The 22120-nt window shown below is 62.6% G+C and carries 20 protein-coding genes (1 of these 20 only partly in view); 10 read left to right on the forward strand and 10 right to left on the reverse strand.

The genetic code is table 11. The features are described 5' to 3' along the window. Positions 1–441: the 5' end (the start) of a TRAP transporter substrate-binding protein DctP gene (gene dctP / locus QA645_RS04865; RefSeq protein ID WP_254195800.1), read on the reverse strand. It extends 651 nt beyond the left edge of the window; 441 of the gene's 1092 nt are visible here — the first part of the coding sequence; its start codon is at positions 439–441; its stop codon lies off the left edge, out of view. A 291-nt stretch (positions 442–732) separates the two neighbouring features. Here dctP and QA645_RS04870 point away from each other — a divergent pair, with 291 nt between their 5' ends. From QA645_RS04870 to QA645_RS04885, 4 genes are all read left to right on the forward strand, one after another. Continuing rightward, on the forward strand, positions 733–1833 hold the full coding sequence (locus QA645_RS04870) for an NAD-dependent epimerase/dehydratase family protein (RefSeq protein WP_283048559.1): 1101 nt from the start codon (positions 733–735) through the stop codon (positions 1831–1833). 174 nt (positions 1834–2007) lie between these two features. Next, positions 2008–2196 carry a hypothetical protein gene (locus QA645_RS04875; RefSeq protein WP_283048560.1) on the forward strand — a complete coding sequence of 63 codons (189 nt, stop codon included), beginning with the start codon at positions 2008–2010 and terminating at the stop codon, positions 2194–2196. 354 nt (positions 2197–2550) lie between these two features. Continuing rightward, complete coding sequence (locus QA645_RS04880) at positions 2551–4056, forward strand: sulfatase-like hydrolase/transferase (RefSeq protein ID WP_283048562.1); 1506 nt, start codon at positions 2551–2553, stop codon at positions 4054–4056. Positions 4057–4302: 246 nt separating this feature from the next. Next, positions 4303–5274 carry an ABC transporter substrate-binding protein gene (locus QA645_RS04885; protein ID WP_283048564.1) on the forward strand — a complete coding sequence of 324 codons (972 nt, stop codon included), beginning with the start codon at positions 4303–4305 and terminating at the stop codon, positions 5272–5274. Positions 5275–5445: 171 nt separating this feature from the next. On the opposite strand, the gene QA645_RS04890 is transcribed toward QA645_RS04885, so the two are convergent. Continuing rightward, positions 5446–7242 carry an NAD(P)/FAD-dependent oxidoreductase gene (locus tag QA645_RS04890; RefSeq protein WP_283048566.1) on the reverse strand — a complete coding sequence of 599 codons (1797 nt, stop codon included), beginning with the start codon at positions 7240–7242 and terminating at the stop codon, positions 5446–5448. A 664-nt stretch (positions 7243–7906) separates the two neighbouring features. Here QA645_RS04890 and QA645_RS04895 point away from each other — a divergent pair. Beyond that, the gene (locus QA645_RS04895) at positions 7907–8311 is read left to right on the forward strand and encodes a response regulator (protein WP_283048568.1); all 405 of its coding nucleotides are present in this window, start codon (positions 7907–7909) and stop codon (positions 8309–8311) included. Between the two features lie 14 nt (positions 8312–8325). Here QA645_RS04895 and QA645_RS04900 read toward each other — a convergent pair whose 3' ends face one another. Then, complete coding sequence (locus QA645_RS04900; RefSeq protein ID WP_283048569.1) at positions 8326–11859, reverse strand: chemotaxis protein CheB; 3534 nt, start codon at positions 11857–11859, stop codon at positions 8326–8328. A gap of 154 nt (positions 11860–12013) precedes the next feature. Between QA645_RS04900 and QA645_RS04905 the strand changes: the two genes are divergently transcribed. Continuing rightward, entirely contained in the window at positions 12014–13036 is a 1023-nt protein-coding gene (locus QA645_RS04905) for a chemotaxis protein CheB (protein ID WP_283048572.1), read from the forward strand. Positions 13037–13181: 145 nt separating this feature from the next. Continuing rightward, positions 13182–13679, forward strand: coding sequence for a hypothetical protein (locus QA645_RS04910; protein ID WP_283048573.1), 498 nt, complete (start codon positions 13182–13184; stop codon positions 13677–13679). Positions 13680–13822: 143 nt separating this feature from the next. Here QA645_RS04910 and QA645_RS04915 read toward each other — a convergent pair whose 3' ends face one another. Continuing rightward, complete coding sequence (locus QA645_RS04915; RefSeq protein WP_283048575.1) at positions 13823–14035, reverse strand: hypothetical protein; 213 nt, start codon at positions 14033–14035, stop codon at positions 13823–13825. A gap of 362 nt (positions 14036–14397) precedes the next feature. Here QA645_RS04915 and QA645_RS04920 point away from each other — a divergent pair, with 362 nt between their 5' ends. Further along, positions 14398–14901, forward strand: coding sequence for an isoprenylcysteine carboxylmethyltransferase family protein (locus QA645_RS04920; RefSeq protein ID WP_283048577.1), 504 nt, complete (start codon positions 14398–14400; stop codon positions 14899–14901). A gap of 19 nt (positions 14902–14920) precedes the next feature. Here QA645_RS04920 and QA645_RS04925 read toward each other — a convergent pair whose 3' ends face one another. From QA645_RS04925 to QA645_RS04940, 4 genes are all read right to left on the reverse strand, one after another. Further along, positions 14921–16228, reverse strand: coding sequence for a Gfo/Idh/MocA family oxidoreductase (locus QA645_RS04925; protein ID WP_283048579.1), 1308 nt, complete (start codon positions 16226–16228; stop codon positions 14921–14923). 189 nt (positions 16229–16417) lie between these two features. Continuing rightward, positions 16418–17218, reverse strand: a complete 801-nt coding sequence (locus QA645_RS04930) for a phytanoyl-CoA dioxygenase family protein (RefSeq protein ID WP_283048582.1) — start codon at positions 17216–17218, stop codon at positions 16418–16420. 134 nt (positions 17219–17352) lie between these two features. Next, a complete protein-coding gene (locus QA645_RS04935) occupies positions 17353–18030 on the reverse strand; it encodes a GntR family transcriptional regulator (RefSeq protein ID WP_254195791.1) in 678 nt (225 codons plus the stop codon). Positions 18031–18206: 176 nt separating this feature from the next. Continuing rightward, positions 18207–19076 carry a sigma-70 family RNA polymerase sigma factor gene (locus QA645_RS04940; protein ID WP_283048585.1) on the reverse strand — a complete coding sequence of 290 codons (870 nt, stop codon included), beginning with the start codon at positions 19074–19076 and terminating at the stop codon, positions 18207–18209. A gap of 99 nt (positions 19077–19175) precedes the next feature. On the opposite strand from QA645_RS04940, the gene QA645_RS04945 reads away from it, so the two are divergent. After that, a complete protein-coding gene (locus QA645_RS04945; protein ID WP_283053082.1) occupies positions 19176–19631 on the forward strand; it encodes a carboxymuconolactone decarboxylase family protein in 456 nt (151 codons plus the stop codon). A gap of 36 nt (positions 19632–19667) precedes the next feature. Here the strand turns inward: QA645_RS04945 and QA645_RS04950 are convergent, their stop codons facing one another. Further along, positions 19668–20480, reverse strand: coding sequence for an alpha/beta hydrolase (locus QA645_RS04950; protein ID WP_283048587.1), 813 nt, complete (start codon positions 20478–20480; stop codon positions 19668–19670). Positions 20481–20482: 2 nt separating this feature from the next. Further along, positions 20483–21301, reverse strand: coding sequence for an alpha/beta hydrolase (locus QA645_RS04955; RefSeq protein ID WP_283048589.1), 819 nt, complete (start codon positions 21299–21301; stop codon positions 20483–20485). 156 nt (positions 21302–21457) lie between these two features. Between QA645_RS04955 and QA645_RS04960 the strand changes: the two genes are divergently transcribed. After that, positions 21458–22000: a methylated-DNA--[protein]-cysteine S-methyltransferase gene (locus QA645_RS04960; protein WP_254134631.1), complete on the forward strand. Its 543-nt coding sequence runs from the start codon at positions 21458–21460 to the stop codon at positions 21998–22000. Positions 22001–22120 lie beyond the last annotated feature (120 nt).

Raw genomic sequence — 22120 nt, forward strand, 5'->3', positions numbered from 1 at the left:
GCCGTAGACATTGTGCTCCTTCAACAGGTCGTTGACGAGATCCTGTCCGCCGCCCCACAGCAACCACGAGATCTGCTGGCGCGTGTTCAGCCCGAACGGAAGCGCCGTTGCAAACGTGAAGGCGGGATTCTTGCCCCAATAATAATAGAGCGCGGTATTGCCGATCTCGACGGTGCCGTTGGAGACGGCATCCAGCACCTGCAAGCCCGGAACGATTTCGCCTGCAGCGAAGGGCTGGATCTGGAATTTGTTGTCGGTGATGTCGGCGACCTTCTTGCAGAAATATTCGCAGCCGCCATAGAGCGTATCGAGCGCCTTCGGCCAGCTCGTGGCGTAACGCCACCTGACTTCGGGCGAGGACTGTGCGATCGCGGGCGCGGCGACCGCTGTGCTCGCAGCCAGGCCGACGCCCGTGACTTTCAGGAATTCACGACGTTGCATGCGTACCCTCCGTGATGCCGATGCTTCGACCAGGGAACGATCTTGTTGTCGTTTTTTCTTCGCCGAGCCCGACGTTGTTTGTTTGAGACTTGTGAGCGCTTCCGAAATGGCCCCTCTGGGGCTCTTGTTGTTGGAATTCCGATCATTGCGGTTCCCGAGGCGAGGATGACCGGCCGCCCGGCGATAATCAAGCCTCATGCCTCGCTCGCATCTGCGAACACGGGCCTGACGCAAGTCGCAGCCTGGAGCGTCTGCTACGCGAATAGGCAATAACAAAAGGGGAGAACGAGCATGGCGGGCAAGAAAGTCGTGGTCGCCGGCGCAACGGGTCTCGTCGGCAACGCCGCCTTGCGACACTTCGGCACAGCCGAGCCTTGCGAGGTCGTTGCCTTGTCGCGGCGTAAGCCGCGCGATCTCTACGGTGCGCGCCACGTGCCCGTCGATCTGACCAGTGAAGCCGACTGCAGGCATGCCGCGGCCGAGCTGCAAGGCGCCACCCATCTCGTCTATGCCGCGCTTTACGAGGCGCCGCAGCTCGTCGACGGCTGGCGCGATCCGGAGCAGATCCGGACCAATGATCTGATGCTGCGCAATCTGATGGGCGCGCTCGAACCGGTCGCGCCTGATCTCAGGCACGTTGCCCTGTTGCAGGGCACCAAGGCCTATGGCGTCCACGTCCGTCCCCTGACGGTGCCGGCCCGCGAAGGCCGCTCGGAAATGTACGAGCAGCCGAATTTCTATTGGGCGCAGGAAAACTTTCTGCGCGAACTCCAAATGGGCAAGGCTCAAAAGGCGAAGGCCTGGCACTGGAGCATCTTGCGCCCCGTCCTGATCGTCGGCCTCGCCATGGGCGGCGCCATGGATCTGATCCCGCCGCTCGGCGTCTACGCCGCGATGCTGCGCGAGCAGGGCAAGCCACTCGATTTCCCCGGCGGCGCCGCGCGGGTGTCGCAGGCCGTTGACGTCGATCTCCTCGCACGCGCGATCGCATGGTCCGGCGAGGCGAGGTCGGCGCGGAACGAAGCCTTCAACGTCACCAATGGCGACGTCTTCACCTGGGAGAACATCTGGCCCGCGGTCGCCGACGCGCTGGAGATGAAACCCGGCGAGCCGGTGCCGCTGTCGCTGGCGAAGGAGTTTCCGAATTGGGTCGCGCCGTGGGACGCGCTCAGGCGCCAGCACAATCTTGTGTCGCCAAGCCTTGCCGAATTCGTCGGCCTCTCGTTCCAGTACGCCGACTACAGCCTGCGCTACGGCCAGACCGCGTCAGGCCCGCCTTCGATCGTCTCGACCGTCAAGATCAACCGCGCCGGCTTCACCGAGATGATGGATACGGAAGACATGTTCCGGAAGTGGTTCAGGCAGGCGAAGCAGGAGCGGCTGTTGCCGTGAGTGACGTTCGAGCGATTGCCGCGAAGGTGGCGCGCTCTCTCCTCCCACGCGCTTATGGGCGGGCGCCCCCCAAATCAGACACTTTGTGATGGCCGTCACATACAGATGAGAGCGGTGATGCGAAATGTGGTCGCATCGGTGTCGGACAATCGCGCCAACTCAAGGAGACGTGTGATGACTGATGCAATCAATATGAGGGATCAGATCAATGCGCAGAGCGACGTTCTTGGCGAGCGCGAGCTCGACTGCGTGAGCGGCGGGATCAAGGGCGCACTCGAGGCCGTGTGCAGAAACGACAGAGCACAAAGCGACCAGGCCCAAATGTTCCAACAGATCCTGCAGCAATTGACCCAAGGGCAGTGAGCCCACCGGGGGCAGGCCGAATTGGCGCGTAGCGAAGCCTTCAACATCACCAATCGCGATGTCGGCCTTACCGATTTCGTCGGCCTCTCATTCTTGTTGCGCTGCAGAATCGGCTGATGCCGCTGCCGGCCTGCGCTGCTCGGGCTGCCCGGGGCCCAAATTGAAAAAATCCAATGCCCGGGGCATGCTCGGCCCATGATTTCAATTTTGATCCTTGTGGCGGCCATCGCCGCGATTGCCCTGATGGAACGGAGCGTTGAGCATCTGCCGTTTGCGGTCGCAGCGCTTCTCCTCAACGCTGCGCTGCTGCTGGTGATTCTTGCCGATCTCGAGCGCGCGGTCCTGCTGTCCGGCATGCTGGCGGTGGCGATCGCCGGCATCTCAATCGTCAAATTCAATCACAGCGCGCTCAAGCTGACCGTTTCCGATCTGCCGCTGGCGTTTGCCGGCACAGTCCCGTTCTTCGTGCTGCAATATCCGCGCATGATGCTGGGTGTTCTGGCGGGAAGCGCGCTGTTCGCCTTTGCTGCGAGCGCGGTTCTGCTCTATGCGGCTGGATCTCCCGTGTCGATCGCGTTTCGAATTCTCTTGTTCGCCTTGGCGCTGGTTGGCTTTGCAATGGCTTCCGTGTCGAAGGGCGCCACCCTTTTGCGGCAGACGCTGACGCAGGGGCGGTGCTTCTACGCGACCTTCATGGCCTCGCTGGTTGATCCCGCTTGCTGGCGACAGTTCGGCGGGTTGGCTCTGAGCGATATCGCCAACGAACCGCTGCCATTGAGGGAGGCCACGCCCGCGCGCTCGGCCTGTTCTCCCGACATCATCGTCATCCAGCACGAGTCTGTGTTCGACCCGCGCATTTTCGGGTTGCCAGTCGAGCCGGCCGTCGAAGCCTTCCTGTCTCCGCCAGATGGCGAGTTTGGGCGCCTGAACGTCGACATCTTTGGTGGAGGTTCGTGGCAATCCGAATTCAGCCTGCTCACCGGTCTTTCAAGTGCGAGCTTCGGCTCGAGCGCCTACTATCTCTTCAAGAAGGGCGCCGGCCGGTTTCACAGCAGCCTGCCGCGTTCGTTGGCGTCGCTCGGCTACAAGACGACGCTCATATCCAGCTGTCGCCGCGGGTTTCTCAGTTACGACAAATTCTACGGCTCGATCGGTATCGACGAGCGCATCTTCGTCGACGAGCTTCCGCCGCCGTTCGATGCCGGGCGCTTCGAGGCGACAAATTCCGATGCGATGTTCCTGGATGCGGTCATCGATGCGCATGCCAGGGGGATCGCCAGCGACCCGACACCGAGATTTCTCTATGCGCTGACCAACTTCAATCACGGTCCGCATGATCGGCAGCTCGTGCCATCAGGTCAATTCGAGAGGGAGCGCGCCTTTGCCATGGCGAGCCTCCCCGATGCCGGATACGTCGAGTACTACACGCGACTGGCGGAGACCGCGTCTGCCTGGCAAACGCTCAGAGCGAAGCTCGCAAGCAGTTTCCCTGAACGGCCTGTTCTCATCGTGCATTACGGGGATCATCAACCCGTGTTGACGAAGCAGATCGATCGACATCTGAAACGACCGTGTGACGGGCGGCGCCCGTTTGGCACGTTCTATGCGATAGAAGCCCTGAACATCCCCCATTTCAGCCCCGGAAGGGGCGCCGACCTCGACATCGCCTTTCTCGGAACTGTCGCCTTGCAACGGGCGGGTATTGCGCTCGACCCGATATTCGCCACGCGCGCGAGCCTGCTTGATGATTGCAGGGAAGCCTATTTCGCGTCGTCTTCCGAACGGAAACGTCGCTTCCATCGCACGCTGGTGGATCTCGGCCTGATCGACCTGATGCCAAACGCCAGGCAGGCGCGCTAGCTCGGAGCACCCGCCGCGACGTGGCACGGGGGCTTCTGGTCATAGCCGATCGGCGTCGTTGCACCTCGTCCGAGGAGGTCCGTTCATTGCGCGGAGCAGACCCGATCTGCTCAACCTGAATCCTTCGCAGTTCGACCCCTAGCCCACGTGAACAATCCCTATCAATCATCGCCTCAGCGCCCTGACCCAGTCCGATCAAAGCTGCTATGGTTCAGAAACTGGGCGCGACAAGTTCTCGGTGGTCATATGCAGCGGCGTCAGTTTATAGGGCTGATTGGCGGGGCAGCGGCCTGGTCGCTTGCTTCGCACGCGCAGGAACGAGGTCGTATCTACCGTCTCGGCATAATGACAGCATCGCTGAAAAAGGGTGAGCCGCCCATCGTAGCATTCTTCGACGAGCTTCAGATGTCCGGTTTTATCGAAGGAAAAAATCTGAAGGTTGATGGTGGCGCTTATGGTCCGCGAAACGAACAGCTTCCAGAAATCGTTGCAGCGATAGCCAAATCTCCTCCCGACGTGATTTGGTGTTCCACAGAGGCCCAGATGCGCGTAACGCATGCAGCAGTCCGCGATGTTCCAATTGTCGGCCTCACCACTGACATGGTTGCGACCGGGCTGGTAAAGTCGCTCGCAAGTCCCGGCGGCAACATCACTGGCATCAGCCTTCTCTCGCCTGAACTCGACAGCAAGCGGCAGGATATTCTCATTGACGCGGTGCCCGGGGCCCGCCGGATGGCAGCCCTGGCAGACGGGAACGCCACCACCCCGTCGCAACTCGACTCACTTCGAGATGCAACCAGCGCCCGTGGCATTGAGCTGGTCATCTTCACGGTGCGCATGACCGAGGACATCCTGACGGTGATGAACGAAATCAAAACGTCCAACGTTGCAGCGATTAACGTGTTGGGATCGCCTCTGCTGTTTGCCAATCGCCGCCTTATTATCGAACGGTCCGCCGTTTTACGGCTACCGACCATCTTCGAGTGGCCTGAAATGGCGGAGGAGGGAGGCTTAATAGGATATGGCGCTCGCGCTTCCAGCATCTTCCGTCAAGGAGCACGGATGGTTGTCAAAGTTCTTCGTGGCGTCAAACCAGCTGACATTCCGGTCGAACAGCCGACCAATTTCGAGCTAGTAATCAATCTCAAGACGGCACAAGCAATTGGCCACGAAGTTCCGGCCGCGTTGGTCCTTCGTGCTGATCAGGTCATCGAATGAGAAGTGCGACTTCCGTTGTTGGACCCGAAGCTGACTATCTGTTTCAACGCCCTGACGTCGGCTTTCGAGGCACGAACGGACCCATGGACGAATATCGCCGCGACGCCCCGTCGCGATCCGGAAATAGCATGGGGCCCGCAATCCGCGAGCCCCGTCGTGCGCTCGGCAATGTCAGGCCTTGTGATGGACAGTCTGCAGGCCGTAGACCGGCGTCGGGATGCCTTCTTGGCGCGCCTTCAGCTGCAGGGCAAGGAATTGCGAGTAATGGCGCGACTGATGCAGGTTGCCGCCGTGGAACCACAGGCCTTCCTGCTGTGTCGGCTTCCACATGTTACGCTGCTCACCTTCCCATGGGCCGGGGTCCTTCGTCGTATTCGAGCCGAGGCCCCAGACTTTGCCAACCTTGTCGGCCGTCTCTGGACTCACGAGATCGGCGACGAAGCCGTTCATCGAACTATAGCCGGTGGCATAGACGATCACGTCCGCCGGCAATTCCTTGCCACTGTCGAGCCTGACGCCGTTGGGCGTGATTTCCTCCACCTGTCCCGCGAACAGTTTGATCTTGCCGTCGATGATGAGCTGTGAGGCGCCGACGTCGATGTAATAGCCCGAACCGCGGCGCAGATACTTCATGAACAGCCCGGATTCGTCGTCACCGAAGTCGAGCCTGAAGCCGGCCTTTTCCAGCCCGGCATAGAAAGCGGCGTCATCCTGGCGGATCTTGTCGTAGACCGGCTTCTGAAACTGATTCAAGATCCGGTAGGGCAGTGAAGCGAAGATCAGATCGGCCTTTGCCGTGGTCATTCCGCCGCGGACGGCACGTTCGGAATAGAGATCACCGAGGGTCGCCATCAGCGAGTCCGAGCGCACAATGTGAGTGGTCGAGCGCTGGACCATCGTGACGTCGACGCCGGCCTCGTACAACGCGGCGCAGATGTCGTGGGCCGAATTGTTCGAGCCGATCACCACCACCTTCTTGCCTTTGTAGCCGCCGGAGCCGGGATGGCGCGAGGAATGGTGCTGCTCGCCTTTGAACGCTTCCATGCCTTTGATCTTCGGCATGTTTGGCTTGGCCGACATGCCGGTCGCGAACACAAGCTGCTTGGGCCGCAGAGTGATCTCCTTGCCGTCGCGTTCGACGATGACGGTCCATTCCTTCTTGGCGTCGTCCCAACTGGCGCGTTTGGCCGTGGTGTTCGTCCAGTAGTTCAGCTCCATGACCTTGGTGTACATTTCCAGCCAGTCGCCGATCTTGTCCTTGGGCGAGAACACGGGCCAGTTCTTCGGGAAATCGATGTAGGGCAAGTGATCGTACCAGACGGGGTCGTGCAGGCAGAGCGACTTGTAGCGGTTGCGCCAGGAGTCGCCGGCGCGTGCGTTCTTTTCGACGATGATCGAGGGTACACCGAGCTGGCGCAGCCGCGCCCCGAGCGCAATGCCGCCCTGTCCGCCGCCAATGACAAGCACGTAGGGCTGGGTCTTGAATCCGAGTTCTTCAACCTCCTCGTCGCGCAGCTCCTTCCAACTCTTGGAGCCGGGATTGACGCCGTGCCTGGCGCCAAGCGGCCGGGTGAAGCCCGCCTTTTCCTCATGGCCCTTGAGTTCGACGATCGTGGTCAAAAGCGTCCAGATCTGGCCGTTCTGCAAGCGCAGGAGTCCATATCCACGCGCGACCTCGGTCTCGAATGAGATCCAGGACTCCGTCACGCCGTCAGCCTCGGTCGGCGTTTCACCTTCGGCGATTTTCCAGTTGCGTGGCTTCACATGCGCGAGGCAATGCGCGAGCATGTCGCGAACCTGATCGCGGCCTTCCATGGTCTTGATGTTCCAGGTGAAGGCAACGAGGTCGCGCCAGTAGCATTCCGGCGCGAACATTCCGACGGCGGCGTCGAGATCGCCCGCCGCAAGCGCGGCATCAAACTTGTCGAGGAAAGCCTGGACGCGCGCGCTTAGGGTGGTGTCGAGCATTACGTCCTCCCAAATGTCGTTTTGCAATTTTTCTGCGCAGGCAACGTAAGCTTATCCCAACCATCGCGGGAATCCAGACTTGCACGGCAGGGTTCCCGGCCGGGCTTCAGCGCCTCTCGGCTCTCACCTGCAACAACGCCGCTTTGCCCATCGACGAGGTGGGGCTGCCGAGCGTTCTATTTGCTGCGCTGCATGCGTCTGGAGGTGGCCCTCAACGGACCTGCTGCCATGTCCGGTTCGAGTCCGCAAAGCACCGGGCGCAATCGCATGTGAGGCGCGCACTCAGTTCGTTCCAATAGGCCATATCCGATTGCGCTGGCAAAGCATCGGTAAGCGGACATAGCTGAAGCGACGTCATGATGCATCCACGCTCATTCCGCCTTCGGGAACGCCGCTTCCATCGCACGCTCGTGGATCTGGGCTTGATAGACCTGATGCCCAGACGAGCTCGCTAGCCCGATGCGCTCTGCCGCGACGTGAGCTAATGAACGTGGGCGATCGGGACCGCGCTGACTTGCCTAGTGAAGGGAACTCAGGCTTCTTAAGGGCGTTTCAGTGAATCTCTCTTGTGAGGATTGGTAAATCTCGGGCGGTTCATTTGATGACCGGCTCTATTAGGGGCACCAACGTTTTCTTTCGATACCATTTCAAGTGAGGATTGCCTGTGACTGCGCGTCGCATTCTGATCGTCGAGGACGAAATGATGATTGCGATGATGATCGAGGATTTTCTGGCGGACCTTGGATGGGACGTCGTGGGAGTGGCCAGCACGCTGGATCGGGCGCTCGCAATGGCCCGGGATGCCGCCATCGATGCTGCCTTGCTCGATGTGAATCTGAATGGCCAGGACACCTATCCCGCGGCTGACATTCTAAGCGAGCGTCAAATTCCATTCGTGTTTGCGACAGGCTACGGCGCACAGGGCATTGCCGATCGTTTTCGGCACGTGCCGGCGCTGACGAAACCCTACCAGCTTGACGAACTGGATGGTGCACTGCACCGGGCGATGGCGCCTACAAGCGGTCTCGACGGCCCATCGCCGGGCAAAGCGGACTCGCCCGGCGGCTAAATCGTCCTGCAGGCTCACGTACTTTTTAGACCCGCGCTCCAACTCTTCGGCAGTTGCACGTCGATCGTGCAGATCACCCCGCCCGCGGTGAACTCTCGCCGCACCGTCGCGTTCGGAATTGCTCTTTCAATCAGCTCGCTTCCGAAACCCTTCGTCTTCGGCTCCGCCGTCTTCGGGCCGCCGCGTTCCCGCCACACCACGTTAAGAACCGGCTGGCCATTTTGAGTCTGCAAGCGCCAATCCATGTCCACGGTGCCGGTCCGCTGCGAGAACGAGCCGTATTTTGCAGCGTTGGTCGCCAGCTCGTGGAACACCAGCCCAAACGGCGTTGCCAGGTCGGCGGGCAGGAACACCGGCTCGCCCGCAAGCCTGACGCGGCCGGGATCGCCGCTGACGTGAGCCTCCAATTGCTTGCGCACCAGCGTCGCGAGATCGGCGCCCTTCCATTCGGACTCTACCAGCAACGAATGGGCCGCGGCGAGCGCGGCGAGGCGGCCATCCAGGCGGTCGGTGAATTCCTCGTAGGACTTGCTGAAGCGCCGTGTCTGGTGCGCGATAGACTGCACGACCGTCAGCGTATTCTTGACGCGGTGGGTGAGTTCGCGGAGCAACAACGACTGCTGCGTTTCCCAGGCCTTGCGCTCGCTCACATCCCGCGTGCTCTCGAGCGCAAGCTGTTGTCCTCCGACCGTCTCGAGGATGATGCGGCTCTCGACTGTCAATTCCCGGCCGTCCTTGGTCCTGTGCTTTAATTCGCCGCTCCAGCTGCCTTCCTCATGCAACTTGACTCGCAGATCGGCAAATGAGCTTCCAGGCACGATCGTGCCCAGCAACTGGTTCTTCTTCTTGCCTACCGCTTCATCGCGGCTGTAACCGTAGAGCTGCTCGCTGCCCCGGTTCCACTCCAAAATCGTGCCGCTGAACTCCCAGATGAAGATCGGATCGCGCGCAAGCTCCACCAGCTGTGTTTGCTGACGGATCCTGAGTTCGCTCGCCCTGAGCGCTTCTTCCGTGTGCCGCCGTTCCGTCATGTCGACAAAGGTGAGAACGACGCCGTCGATCTTGTCATCGACGGTGCGGTAGGGTCGCAAGCGAACATCGAACCAGCGATCGTCGCGGCTGCGGATTTCGTGGCTGATGGGCGTGAGGTTGGCGAGCACCTTGCGGGCGTCGCCAATCAAACCGTCATATTCCAGCCGGTGGGCGAAATCCGAGATCGGGCGTCCCTCGTCGCTCGGCGTGATGCTGAACAGCTCGGTGACCTGTTGCGTGAATCGCTTGATACGCAGGCTGGAATCAAGGAACAGCGTCCCGAAATCGGTCGCCGCCATCAGGTTCTGAAGGTCGCTGTGAGCGCGCGAGACTGCTTCCAGCTTCAGCTTGAGTTCGCTGTTGACGGTCTGCAGTTCTTCATTGATCGACTGCAGCTCTTCCTTGCTGGTTTCTAGCTCCTCGGAGGTCGAGCGGTATTCCTCGTTGATCGATTGCAGTTCCTCGTTGGCTGCGCGCAATTCCTCATTGGCGCTCTCGGATTCTTCGCGAGTCGTTCGCAGTCGAATTTGGGTCTGCTGCAACTCTTCACGCAGCCGGTTGATGATTTCGTTACCCTGGTCATTCTCGACCCACTGACCTTCGGGAAGCTGTTCGACCGCGCCACCTTCGATAAACAGCACGACGACCCGGGCTTCGCCGATCTCACCATGGTTGTCGGTGGGCTTGACGTGCATCAGCACCCGATGCGCTGCGCCATTGAAACGAACCGGAATGGGCATGCTAAGCCGGGGTTGCGAGCTTTCGAAGGCCCTGTGCAGGGCCGACCGTAGTTCGAACCGCAGTTCGGGCCGGACCAGATCGACGACATTGCCGCTGAGGGGGCCGCCGGAGGGCTGCAGGAAGCGTCCGGCATTTTCGGACATGTGCAGAACGCGATGCGACTGGTCGACCAGGATGCTGGGCGGCGCAAGTGTTTCGAGCGCCTGGCGGTGCGCGGCAGCCTCGCTCAGAAGCGCGCTGGTGCTGGGCGGTCTCATCGGTTGTGCGGCATGCTCGTGCATGACGGCTACGCCGCCGAGCAGGCGCGGCAGCAGACGCAACTCGCCCGGCGCCGCCGAGGATTGGTAGATGCGCGCCTTGCGGTCGAACGTACGGAACTGCCCGTCCGGATTATCGGCGCTTTCCGATGTGCCGAGCATCAGGAAGCCGTCGGGGTTGAGCGCATAGTGAAACGTGTTGCACGCCATCTCCTGAAGGTCGCGATCCAGATAGATCAGCAGGTTACGGCAGGCGATGAGATCGAGTCGCGAGAACGGCGGATCCTTGAGCAGGCTGTGGCTCGCGAACAGCACGAGGTCGCGCAATTCCTGGCGAACGCGATAATGATCTCCCTCCTTCAAGAAAAAGCGCCGCAAGCGTTCTTCGCTGAGGTCGGCTTCGATGGCCGCGGGGTACTGGCCCTCTCGCGCCATTGCGAGCGCCTTGGTGTCGATGTCCGAGCCGAACACCTGGATCGTCGGCCGGATATCCTGTCGGGAGGCCTGCTCCAGCAGCAGCATCGCGACCGAATAGACTTCCTCACCGGTGGCACAGCCGGGCACCCAGACGCGGACCGTGCGATCGGAAAATTTACCATGAAACAGTTGCGGTATGACCTGCAGTTCGAGTGTCTGGAACGCTTCCTTGTCCCGGAAGAATGAGGTCACTGAAATCAGGAGGTCGCCGAGCAGCGCCTGTGCCTCGTCGGGATTGTCGCGAAGCACGTCGTAATAAGCGTTTGGGCTGTCCGACCTCGTCACCTGCATGCGCCGCGCAATCCGGCGCAGGATTGTTGCCCGCTTGTATTTGGAGAAATCATGCCCGGTCCGGACCCGGACATGCGCGAGGATGCGCCGCAGCAGGTCAGGGTTCAACCCGCGCAGGCCCGACAGACCGCCGTTGCTTTTCTCGCGTACCAGTTCGATCAACCGCTGCGCGATCTCGCGTACCGGCAGGATGAAGTCCGCGATGCCGGTTGCGATGGCGGCGCGTGGCATCGAGGGAAATTCCGCTTCGGCGGGATCCTGCACCAGAATGATGCCGCCGGACTCCTTGACGGCTTTGACGCCGACCGCGCCGTCGGAGCCGGCGCCGGTCAGGATTACGGCGCAACCGTCGCCGTGCTGTTCTGCCAGCGAGCGGAAGAACAGGTCGATCGGCGAGCGCTTGCCGCGGGGCTCGTCGAATTCCGCGGTGGCGATCTCGTCGTCGGTGATGTGCAGACGGCGGTCGGGCGGAATGACGTAGACATGATCAGGTTGCAGTGGCACGGGATTGCCGACCTGCAGCACGGGCATCCGGGTGCGCGCGGCCAGGATATTCGACATCTCGCTGCGCATGTCCGGATCGAGATGCACGACCACGACGTAGGCCGCGCCGGTTTTTTCAGGCAGCGCAGCGAATAGCTGCTGCAGCGCGCGGACACCGCCGGCAGAGGCGCCGATGCCGACCACGATGGTTTTGGGGCGGCCGGGCTCCGTTTCCTCGTTGCGCTCTTGGTCGCCGGCTTCAGCCATTGCGCAGGCTCACTTTCTTATCGGTCGCGTATTCGGTCATGGACAGCATTTGGCTCAATTATCGGGATTTCGGCAAGGAAATACAGCGACATGCCAAATTCGGAACGAATGGCGGTCCGGGGGGTTCCCCTACGGAAGCCGGGAGGCACGTGCGATGACTAATCGGGATATTCTGGCCATCGGGACCTCCGCCGGCGGCTTCGACGCATTGCGCTTCCTCGCTCGCGAGTTCTCGCCGGATTTTCCCGCCGCCGTGGTGGTGACCATTCACCTGTCGAACCAGTTCCGTTCGGAGCTCGACGCGATCCTGACCCAAGCGGGTCCGCTGCCGGCCAGTTTTGCAGCCGATGGCGAGAAGCTGAAGAGAAGTCACATTTATATTGCGCCAACCGAGCGCCATCTCATCGTGGAGAACGGGAAGTTGCGGTTGGGATCGGGGCCGCGCGAAAACAACGCCCGGCCGGCGCTCGATCCGCTGTTTCGGTCAGCCGCCCTGTGCTGCGGCCCGCGGAGCGTTGGCGCTGTCCTCACCGGGACGCTAGGAGACGGCGCTGCTGGCCTGCAGGCGCTGAAGCAGTCCGGCGGCGTTACTGTGGTGCAAGACCCAAGCGATGCGGCTTTTTCGGAGATGCCGGCCACGGCGCTGCTGCGTTCGCAACCCGACCATGTCGTGAGCCTCGCAGGGATGCCAGCGCTGTTCGAAAAACTGGCGCGGCAGCCGGCAGGTGAAACGAGGCCGGTTGCAAGCAGCCTCGAATATGAAGTCAACGTCGCAAGCGGTGGACGCGGCAGCATGAATGAAATGGATCGCATCGGAAACCGGTCGGTACTCGCCTGTCCGGACTGTCACGGCATCATGTGGGAAATCAACCAGGGCGAACTCGTGCGGTACCGATGCCATGTCGGCCATGCCTATACGGCCGAAATCATGAGCGTCGCGCTCGACGAGAATTTGAAGCGGGCGTTCGGCAGCGCGTTGCGGGCGCTTGCCGAACGCACGGCCCTTGCCAGAAAGCTGGAGGCGCAGGCGAGCGCGAGCGGCCAGACCAGGATTGCCGAGTCGTGGGCGGCCAAGGCGGTCGAGTTCGAAGCGGAAGCCAGGGTGATCCACGATTCGATCCGTCGCACCGAGGAGATCGCCGCGCGTTTCACAGATGGGGAGGGAACTTCATATTGATGGAACCCTCGGCAACTAGGGCGGTACGATTGGGACCGCAGGCCTGTCGCATTTTTGATGGCGCAGACCCCCGCTCCGACATTTTGCTAGTGTCCATCCGGCCGCTCTGGAGGTTACAATCGGGCACAGGACGGGATAGACGGCCGTGCTTTTCAAGCTTAATGCGCATATCCTGAAATGCCTCGAGCGTGCCTCCGATGCGGAGCAGCGCGCTCTGCAGTCGACTGATCCCGCGACCCGTTCAGACCATGAAAAGCTGGCGCAGAGCTGGCGGCACCTGGCGCGCAGCTTTCAGTTCGTCGAAAGCCTTGAACGCTTCTTGTCCGAAACGGACCGCATCAAGCAAGGCGTTCTTCCTCCCGAATTGCTGGCTGGCGTAGAGGAACAGCCGGCGGCTCCCGAAAGCAAGCCGATCGTCCGGCGCCATCGGGTCAGGCATGAGATTTCCTTCAAGGACCGCCTTCTCAAAACCGCGCAAAAGGCGCGCGAGGAGGCAGCGACGCTACCTGCAGGGCCCGCGCGCGAACATTTGTTGCAAAAGGCCAGACAGAGCGAAACTGCAGCAGGTATTGATGATTGGATTTCGTCGCCGGGTTCGCAGGCGCCGGCCATTCTCGACTTCCTGAGGAAGCCCAAATGTTGATCCTAGCGGTTGCAACGCCGGGCGGCGTTACATCGTCATGGTCAGAATGATATAGACGAGGCTGCCGGCCAATACGGCGCACCAAGCGACAGAGGCGGCGAAGAGCAAAGTCTCGCGGGTTGCTCGCAACTGGGCCATAGGCGTCAACTTTGTGGCGATTTGGGCAATTGCAGTCCCGGCGGCTTCAACCATTCGCTTATCTGCACGCCTGTTTCAGCCTGCCGGGCTTTGCGGATTACAGAATCCCGCACGGCTCCGGGTCGAAGCAATTTTGCTTTGGCGTGCAAGCGCTGGGCTTCTTTGGACAATCGTTTTTCGAGGGATTCAGTCTGCTTGATGCGTTTACGCTTGGTCATCGTGCCGCCTCCCGATTGCGGCCGACAACCGAGCGCCTGACCGGGCGTTCCTAAGGTTCCTATTTTCCGCCGCCCGCTCCCCTGAGAAGGCGTTTCCAAATCGGCTTGGCTTAGCTAGCCCACCGCGCTCTGTCGCGACAGAGATCGCCCCCGCACGCCGTTTGCCGCACAACTTCATGGGATTGTTGGCGTCTCTGTTTAGGGCCTCTTCGTGCCCTAGCGCTTCCTCAGATCAGCGAACTCTTGCCTGAGTACATCCAGGGCGGTTCTGACCTTGGGCAGATCCGCCATGGAGCCGCGTTCAATGCTCGTAGCAGAAAGTGATTTGCGAAGTTATTCTTGTTGGGTCGTGGGAGCACGCAATGTCCAAAGCAATTGCCGTCCTGGGCTCCGCTCTGTTCTTCGTCGTTGCGCCGTTGGTGCTGGCAGGCTTCGTTCCCTGGTGGGTCACGCAGTGGGAGTTTCGGCCAGCTTTTCTCGGCGTCGGTCTAACCCGTATCCTCGGCAGTATGTTGATCCTCGTCGGCGTGCCCGGACTTGTGGATTCATTCTCCCGTTTTGCGCTGCAGGGGCTGGGGACGCCCGCCCCGATCGCGCCGACACAAAAGCTGGTAGTGACTGGCCTTTATCGCTACGTGCGAAATCCGATCTACATCGCGGTCGTCGCAGTCATTTTTGGTCAGGCCCTTTTGTTTGGTGACTGGCGTCTCCTCTGGTACGGCGCGCTACTCTGGCTCTTTTTCCATGGCTTTGTGGTGATGTACGAAGAACCGACGCTCAAGCAAACATTCGGCGCGGAGTACGAGAGCTTTCGGACTAGTGTGCCGCGCTGGATTCCGCGGTTGACGCCATGGCGAGCCGCATAAAGGAATCGCTGCAAGGTCGCTATCTCGCGAACGCGGCCTCCATCGCCTTCCTGGTCCTGATCGTCTCGTTGTTCGCATCGAACTCGACATCGCTCCAGCGCACGATCTCGCCGTGCGCGACGTCGTGCTTCAACTTGAGGCGATGCGCGAGGCCGATCGGCAGGGCGCCGGCCTTGAGGCTCGCGTCCGCCGGCACCAGCTTGCCCCACACGGTGTAGCCGCCTTCGCCGTCCAGCATCTCGCCGGCGCGCAAATTGCGCTTGGCAACCGATGCGACGTCGCCGCGGAAGCCGTAAGGCTGCCCGGTCGGTTCGCCCCGCAGTGCCGCCGACAGCACCGAGATGTTCAGCTCGAGCCCGATCAGGTGATAGGGCTTGTACATCGCGGCGAAACGTCCGCTCGCATCGGTCTTCAGGCCGTATTGCTTGAAGCAATCCGCGGCATAGTCGTTCGGCGCCTCCAGCACGACATAGACGCCCCAGCGCAGATCGCGAAACACCGGCCGGCCGTCGCGCTCGAGCGACGAGACGACTTCGACGACGCCCGACCGCTCCAGCACGCCGCCCTTGTCGCTGGGCCGCATGATGTGCGGGAGATCGTCGACGCCGCAGGGCGGAAACAGCAGGCCGCCCTTGGGCACGTCGAGCCCGCAGGCGTTCGCGATCGCGGCCATCTCGATCGCCGACTTGGTGCCGTCGAGGAAGGAGTTGAACATTTGCGGATTCATGCCGGCCGACTGCGCTTCGCCGGCGGTCAGACCATAGTGCTGCCAGACGCCATCCGGCGTCACGTCGTGGTAGGCCGGCAGATATTTTGTGCCCTTGCCGGCGGCGACGACGCGGAAGCCGGTGGCGCGAGCCCAGTCGACCATTTCGGCGGTCAGCGCCGGCTGGTCGCCATAGGCGAGCGAATAGACCACGCCTGCCTTGCGCGCTTCCTCGGCGAGCAGGGGGCCGGCCAGCACGTCGGCTTCGACATTCACCATCACGACATGCTTGCCCGCCGCGATCGCGGCGCGCGCGTGCTTGATGCCGACGGCGGGATTGCCGGTCGCCTCCACCACCACATCCATCGCACCGCCGGCGATGGCGCGTGCGCCGTCATCGGTGAACACGGTGGCGGCGATCCGCTCGGCGCTCCAGCCGACGGTGCGGCAGGCCTCGCGTGCGCGGTCGCGGTCGATGTCGACGATAACAGGCACTTCCAGGCCGGGCGTGTGTGGGACCTGCGCCAGAAACATCGAGCCGAATTTACCGGCGCCGATCAGCGCGACACGAACAGGCATTCCGGCGGACGCGCGGGCCTGGAGGATGCGGAAGAGGTTCATGGGAATTCCGATGTTCAGCGTTGCTGATGCAGCTGCGCTCAGTTCACCTCTCCCCGGAGGGGAGAGGTCGGTTTGTGCAGCAAACCGGGTGAGGGGCCGCAGCTCCGACGAGAGGCCTTAACCCCTCACCCGGCGCTTCGCGCCGACCTCTCCCAAAGGGAGAGGTGAATCTCGCCCGTGGCTCCGACCTTACTCCGCCGCCTGCCGCGGTGCCCGCGCCAGCCGCACCAGCGCGTCGTCATCCACCGTCTTGATCGGCGTGAAATCGCGATGCGCGATGTAGTCCGCCCGCGTCGGGGTGCGGATGTAGTTCGAGACCGCGTTCAAGGTCAGGTACACGATCTTGCGCGGATAGGGCGTGATGTTGCCGCTCGAGCCGTGCACGAGATTGCCGTGGAACATCAGCATGCCGCCGGGCTTGCCGGTCGGCGCCACGATGCCGCCCTGCTTGACCAGCCGCGTCACCGTGTCTTCGTCCAGAGTCCACAACGGATACGACGTGGTGGAGAGATCATGCGAGGCCTGCAGATCGCCGGCATTCTGGCTGCGTGGCACCAGCATCAAGGGGCCGTTGATCGGCATCACCTCGTCGAGGAAGATCGCGATGTTCATCGCGCGCGGCTCCGGCATGCCGTCGTCGCGCTTCCAGGTGCCGTAATCCTGGTGCCATTGCCAGACGTCGCCGGTGAAGGCCGATTTCGCGTTGATCTTGAACTGGTGCATGTAAACCGGCTCGCCGAACACCTGCTCGACCGGATCGATCATGCGCGGATGCGCGCCCAGAACGCCGAAAGCTTCGTTGTAGAGATGCGCGGCAAAGGCGGTCCGTGGTGCGCCGCTCTTCTCGCGCCAGACCTCCGGCCGGTTGGCGTCGTAAATGCCGACCGCTTCGCGCGCGAGAAGGTCGACCTCTTCCTGGTTGAACAGCTCGGGCAGGAACAGCCAACCCTCGCGGTGGAAGAACTCCAATTGCTCCTGAGACAGTTTCATGGGTCGTCCTCCTTGGTCTTGATTATTTGTTCTCTCTTCGTCATGGCCGGGCTTGACCCGGCCATCCACGTCTTTGCTCCACGCTCGAAGAACGTGGATGCCCGGCACAAGGCCGGGCGTGACGGTGTGCGTCGCTACGCCGCTACCTCGTCCGTCGCCTTCAATCTCTCCTCGGTCATCCGCCCGGCCGTCTGCGCATGCGCCAGCGCCGCGCGTTCGGCCGCCTTCGCGTCACCTGCGAGAATGTGCTTGGCGATATCGGCATGCTCGGCCCAGGCGCTGCCGCGATAATCGAGCTCGGAGAGCACGGTCGCCATCGAGCGGCGCATATGCGGCCATTGCGGCGTGATCGTCTCCTCGATCACCGGATTGCCGGCGAGCTGGTAGATGGCGCGATGAAATTCGACGTCGAGCGCGATCAACTCGGCGAGCACAGTCTTGCGATCGATGCGGCGTCCCGCGGCGAGCGCTGTCTCGAGCCGCGCGCGCCCGGCTGCATCGGTTGCGGCACGCTGGGCGGCAAGTCGGGCGGCGAGCGCGTCGATGGCGCCGCGCACTTCGTAGAGCTGGCGGATGCGGGCGGGATCGAGCTGGGTGACTTCAAAGCCGCGCTTGCCGCTTTCGGCGACGAGACCCTGACGGTGCAACAGATGCAGCGCATGCGACACCGGCTGGCGCGAGACGCCGAGCTTGTCGGCGAGCTCGTTCTGCCGGATGCGCTGGCCGGGCTGCAGCGTGCGATCGGAGATCGCCTCCAGGATCCGGGCATAGACCTGATCGATCAGGTTCGGGAGCGGGTCGAGAGGGATCACGCCGGCGGCTCCGAAAAGGGAATACGGAATTCCGTATTCGAAGCTACGGCTCCGTGCCGGGGACGTCAAGCGCTACCTGAATACCGTCGCGGTGCAACGATTCGAGCCAGCTAAGCTATTGATATTGCTTGGGCCGGCTACTGTGCATGGGGTTGTTTTCGCGACAATGACCCGCTTCAGCCCTCCAGCACCTCGACGTCCAGCGCCGCCACCTGCTCCGCATCGGCCATGGCGTCGATCACGGCGATGCGGTCGCCGCTGAAGGTGATGCGCAGCGCGATGCGCAATTGTCCGCCGAGGATGACGGCAACACCCATCTCGCCATCGACCAGCGCCGTGCGTGCCGCCTGGGCGCGACCCTTGTAGAGCTGCGCGACCGCATCCGCGCCGCGGATCTCCGGCAGCGTGCCGAGCCGTACCGCGGCGTCGTCGGCGCGGAACACGACGTCGGGATCGAGCACCGCCAGCAGCCCCTCGAAATTGCCCTCGCGAGACGCCTTGAGGAACGCATCGACGATCGCGCGCTGGCGCGACAGATCCGCTTCCGGCACCGGCGCGCCCTGCACGCGCCGCCGCGCGCGGCTCGCCAGTTGCCGCGAGGCATCGACCGTGCGGCCGACGATCGGCGCGATCTCCTCGAAGGGGACTGCGAACATGTCGTGCAGCACGAAGGCGAGCCGCTCCGCCGGCTGCAAGGTCTCGAGCACGATCAGCAGCGCCGCCCCGACGGAATCGGCCATCTCCGCCTCGCGCTCCCGCGTCTCGTCGACCGGCTCGGGCACGTGCGGGCCCATCGGGTCTTCCTTGCGCGATTTCCGCGCGCGCAGCATGTCGAGGCAGATCCGCGCGACCACGGTGGTCAGCCAGCCCCGCAGGTTCGCCACGTCGGACGTGTCGCTCCGGCTCAGCCGCAGCCAGGCCTCCTGCACGGCATCGTCGACCTCGCCGCTCGCGCCCAGCATCCGGTAGGCGACAGCGCGTAAGTGGTCCCGGTTGGCCTCGAACTGCCGGCTCAGAAAATTCTCTTCGAAGTTTTCTTGGGTCATCGGTCACATTCCCTCGTCGCGATCCGTCATGCCCATGACGAAGCCAATCCGGCCGATGTGACCGGAACCTTCGAAATCCGATAGATGGAGACGCAAATGATGCACGCCCGCATGAATCACCCGGTGATGGTCCTGCCCGAGGCCATGAACCACCTTCAAGCCCTCGCCAGCCTGACCAAGCAGGGCCTGCCGGAAAAGCTCCTGGAACTGGTGCACCTGCGCGCCAGCCAGATCAACGGCTGCAGCGTCTGTGTCGACATGCATCCGAAAATCGCCCGCAAGCTGGGCGAGACCGACGAGCGCCTGTTCGCCGTCTCCGCCTGGCGGGAGGCGCCTTATTTCACCGACGCCGAGCGCGCCGCGCTGGCGCTGACCGAAGCCGTCACGCGCGTTGCCGATCGCGAAGACCCGGTGCCGGATGCAATCTGGAACCAGGCCGCCAAGCACTTCGACGAGCGCGAACTCGCAACCCTGATCCTCTCGATCGCGACGATCAACGTCTGGAACCGGCTTAACGCGACGATCAAGATGCCGGTCGGCGTGTGGAAGGTGTGAGACCTTCTTTCTCTCTCCCCGTCAGCGGGGAGAGAGCTACTCCGCCAAAAACCTGCTCACGACCTCGCTGTACTCCAGCGGCGCCTGTTCGAACATCCAGTGGCCGGCGTTCGGGATCACCGCCGTCTTGCTGCCCGCAATGTGCCCGGCGAGCACGCGCCACATCACCGACAGGCTGCCGGTGGTGGCGCCGCCGCCGATCAGCAGCGTCGGCGTCTTGATCGCCTGCGCATCCGCCAGCGTATAGGGCCTACGCTGCTCGTTGATCTGGCCGAGGAAGGTCAGGGTGTTGTCGCGCAGCTGTTGCTTGGCTGCCGCCGGCACGCGCCGCCACGAGCCGTCGCCCTCGATGCCCTCGTAGAAATTCTGCAGCGCGCCCTCGATGTCGCCGGCGCGGATCATCTCGACCGAGCGTATCGTCTTCGCGGCGAGCGGCGGATGCGCCGGCGTGCCTTCGGGCACCGGCAGGCTGGCGTCGAGATCGCCGCCGGGCTCGGCCAGCACCAGTTTCCGCAGCAGATCAGGCCGAGCCTGTGCGACGCGAAACGCGATGTGGCCCCCACGCGAATGGCCCATGAGATCGACCGGGCCGGGCTTGATCTGCTCGATGAAAGCGATCGTGTCGGCGACGTGCTGCGCCATCTTATAGTCGTCGCCGACGGCGTCCCAATGCTCGGGAAAGAAGTGCCGCAGGCTGACCGAGATCACCCGATGGTTCTTTGACAGCGGGCCGAGCACTGAATACCAGGTGCGGAAATCCCCGAGCGTGCCGTGCACGCAGACGAGCGGATGGCCCTGTCCGACTTCGAGATAGGCCATGTCATAACCGTTGACGCGAAAGCTCTGCATGATCAACTCGCCAGAAAATCCAGGACCACTTCGGAGTATTTTTGCGGCGCCTGCTCGAACATCGGATGCGTCGCGTTCGGGATGATCGCCGTCTTGGAGTACGGCACGTGAGCGGCGAGCGCATGCAGCACCTTCGGCAGCAGGCCCTTGGTCCGTGCGCCCAGGATGAACAGCGTCGGCATCTTGATTGCTTCCGCGTCGGCCTTCGAGAACGGCGGGCGGTTGTCGCGGACCTGGCCGATCAGGGTCGCGGCGTTGTCGCGAAGGTTCTGCTTCACCATCGCCGGCAGCCGCGGCCAGGTGCCGGCGCCTTCCAGCGTGTCGACGAAGACGGCAAGGCCACCATCGACATCGCCGTCCCTGATCTTCTCGGCCGAGGCCGTGAATCGTGCCAGCAACGGCGAGGGGCCGCCGGCATACTCAGGATCAAGACTCGCATCGAGCTCGCCGCCGGGCTCGGCCAGCACCAGCCGTCGCAGCAGATCCGGCCGCTGCTGCGCCGCGCGGAAGCAGATGTGGCCGCCGCGGGAATGGCCCATCAGATCGACCGGGCCGAGGTCGAGCTTCTCGATGAAGGCGATGACGTCGCTGACATGCTGCGCGATCGAATAGGTATCGCCGACGCCGTCCCATTTTTCCGGGAAGAAATGCCGGAGGCTCGGAACGATCATCCGGTGCCGCTGCGTCAGCGGCCCGAGCACGCAGCCCCAGACGCGGAAGTCGGAGAGCGAGCCGTGCACGCAGACCAATGGCGGCCTGTCTCTATCCTCGCCCACGTCGAGATAGGGCATGTCGTATCCGTTGACGTGGAGGCTTTGCATTCTTGGCTCTCGGAAGTCTTGGCTCGCGGAAAGGGGCGTGGAACTCCTGTGCAAGATTCCCGGAAACCGGGTGGATCGCAACTATTTCCAAGCCTAGATTTAGGCCGAGATGACAATGGGGGCATGCGAGAAGGACGCGAGCTCAGGAACCTAGCCATGACCGACCAGCATTTTGCCCTGTTCGACACCAAGATCGGCCTCTGCGCCATCGCGTGGGGCCCGCGTGGCATCAACGGCACCCAGCTGCCGATGGGCGGCGAGCAGAAGATCCGCACCCGCATCGCTCAGCGCCACGCTGATGCCACCGAAGCCGAACCGACCCCTGAGGTGCAGCAGGTGATCGACCGCATCGTCAAGCTGCTCGCCGGCGGGCACGACGACCTCACCGATATCCCGCTCGATCTCGACGGCGTGCCCGACTTCAACCGCGGCGTCTATGAGATCGCCCGCGCCATCCCGCCCGGCAAGACCATGACCTATGGCGACATCGCCAAGCGCCTCGGTGGCGTTCAGCTCTCGCGCGATGTCGGCCAGGCGCTTGGGCACAACCCGTGCCCGATCGTCGTGCCCTGCCACCGCGTGCTCGCGGCCGGCAACAAGCCCGGCGGCTTCTCGGCGAATGGCGGCGTGGTGACCAAGCTGAAGATGCTGGAAATCGAAGGCGCGCTGGTGAACCACACGCCGAGCTTGTTTGATTGAGGGAGCTTGCCCCGGCGTCGTAGGGTGGGCAAAGCGAGGCGTGCCCACCATCTCTCTACAACAATGCAGGAAGACGTGGGCACGGCGCTTTGCGCCTTTGCCCACCCTACGAGACCGTCC

Source organism: Bradyrhizobium sp. CIAT3101 (assembly GCF_029714945.1).
Lineage (GTDB): Bacteria > Pseudomonadota > Alphaproteobacteria > Rhizobiales > Xanthobacteraceae > Bradyrhizobium.

Bases quoted from the DNA above. Each gene is read 5' to 3' on its own strand.
- QA645_RS04870 (WP_283048559.1), top strand. From the start codon at position 733: ATGGCGGGCAAGAAAGTCGTGGTCGCCGGCGCAACGGGTCTCGTCGGC.
- QA645_RS04875 (WP_283048560.1), top strand. From the start codon at position 2,008: ATGACTGATGCAATCAATATGAGGGATCAGATCAATGCGCAGAGCGAC.
- QA645_RS04880 (WP_283048562.1), top strand. From the start codon at position 2,551: ATGCTGGCGGTGGCGATCGCCGGCATCTCAATCGTCAAATTCAATCAC.
- QA645_RS04885 (WP_283048564.1), top strand. From the start codon at position 4,303: ATGCAGCGGCGTCAGTTTATAGGGCTGATTGGCGGGGCAGCGGCCTGG.
- QA645_RS04890 (WP_283048566.1), bottom strand. From the start codon at position 7,242: ATGCTCGACACCACCCTAAGCGCGCGCGTCCAGGCTTTCCTCGACAAG.
- QA645_RS04900 (WP_283048569.1), bottom strand. From the start codon at position 11,859: ATGGCTGAAGCCGGCGACCAAGAGCGCAACGAGGAAACGGAGCCCGGC.
- QA645_RS04905 (WP_283048572.1), top strand. From the start codon at position 12,014: ATGACTAATCGGGATATTCTGGCCATCGGGACCTCCGCCGGCGGCTTC.
- QA645_RS04915 (WP_283048575.1), bottom strand. From the start codon at position 14,035: ATGACCAAGCGTAAACGCATCAAGCAGACTGAATCCCTCGAAAAACGA.
- QA645_RS04920 (WP_283048577.1), top strand. From the start codon at position 14,398: ATGTCCAAAGCAATTGCCGTCCTGGGCTCCGCTCTGTTCTTCGTCGTT.
- QA645_RS04925 (WP_283048579.1), bottom strand. From the start codon at position 16,228: ATGAACCTCTTCCGCATCCTCCAGGCCCGCGCGTCCGCCGGAATGCCT.
- QA645_RS04930 (WP_283048582.1), bottom strand. From the start codon at position 17,218: ATGAAACTGTCTCAGGAGCAATTGGAGTTCTTCCACCGCGAGGGTTGG.
- QA645_RS04940 (WP_283048585.1), bottom strand. From the start codon at position 19,076: ATGACCCAAGAAAACTTCGAAGAGAATTTTCTGAGCCGGCAGTTCGAG.
- QA645_RS04945 (WP_283053082.1), top strand. From the start codon at position 19,176: ATGCACGCCCGCATGAATCACCCGGTGATGGTCCTGCCCGAGGCCATG.
- QA645_RS04950 (WP_283048587.1), bottom strand. From the start codon at position 20,480: ATGCAGAGCTTTCGCGTCAACGGTTATGACATGGCCTATCTCGAAGTC.
- QA645_RS04955 (WP_283048589.1), bottom strand. From the start codon at position 21,301: ATGCAAAGCCTCCACGTCAACGGATACGACATGCCCTATCTCGACGTG.
- QA645_RS04960 (WP_254134631.1), top strand. From the start codon at position 21,458: ATGACCGACCAGCATTTTGCCCTGTTCGACACCAAGATCGGCCTCTGC.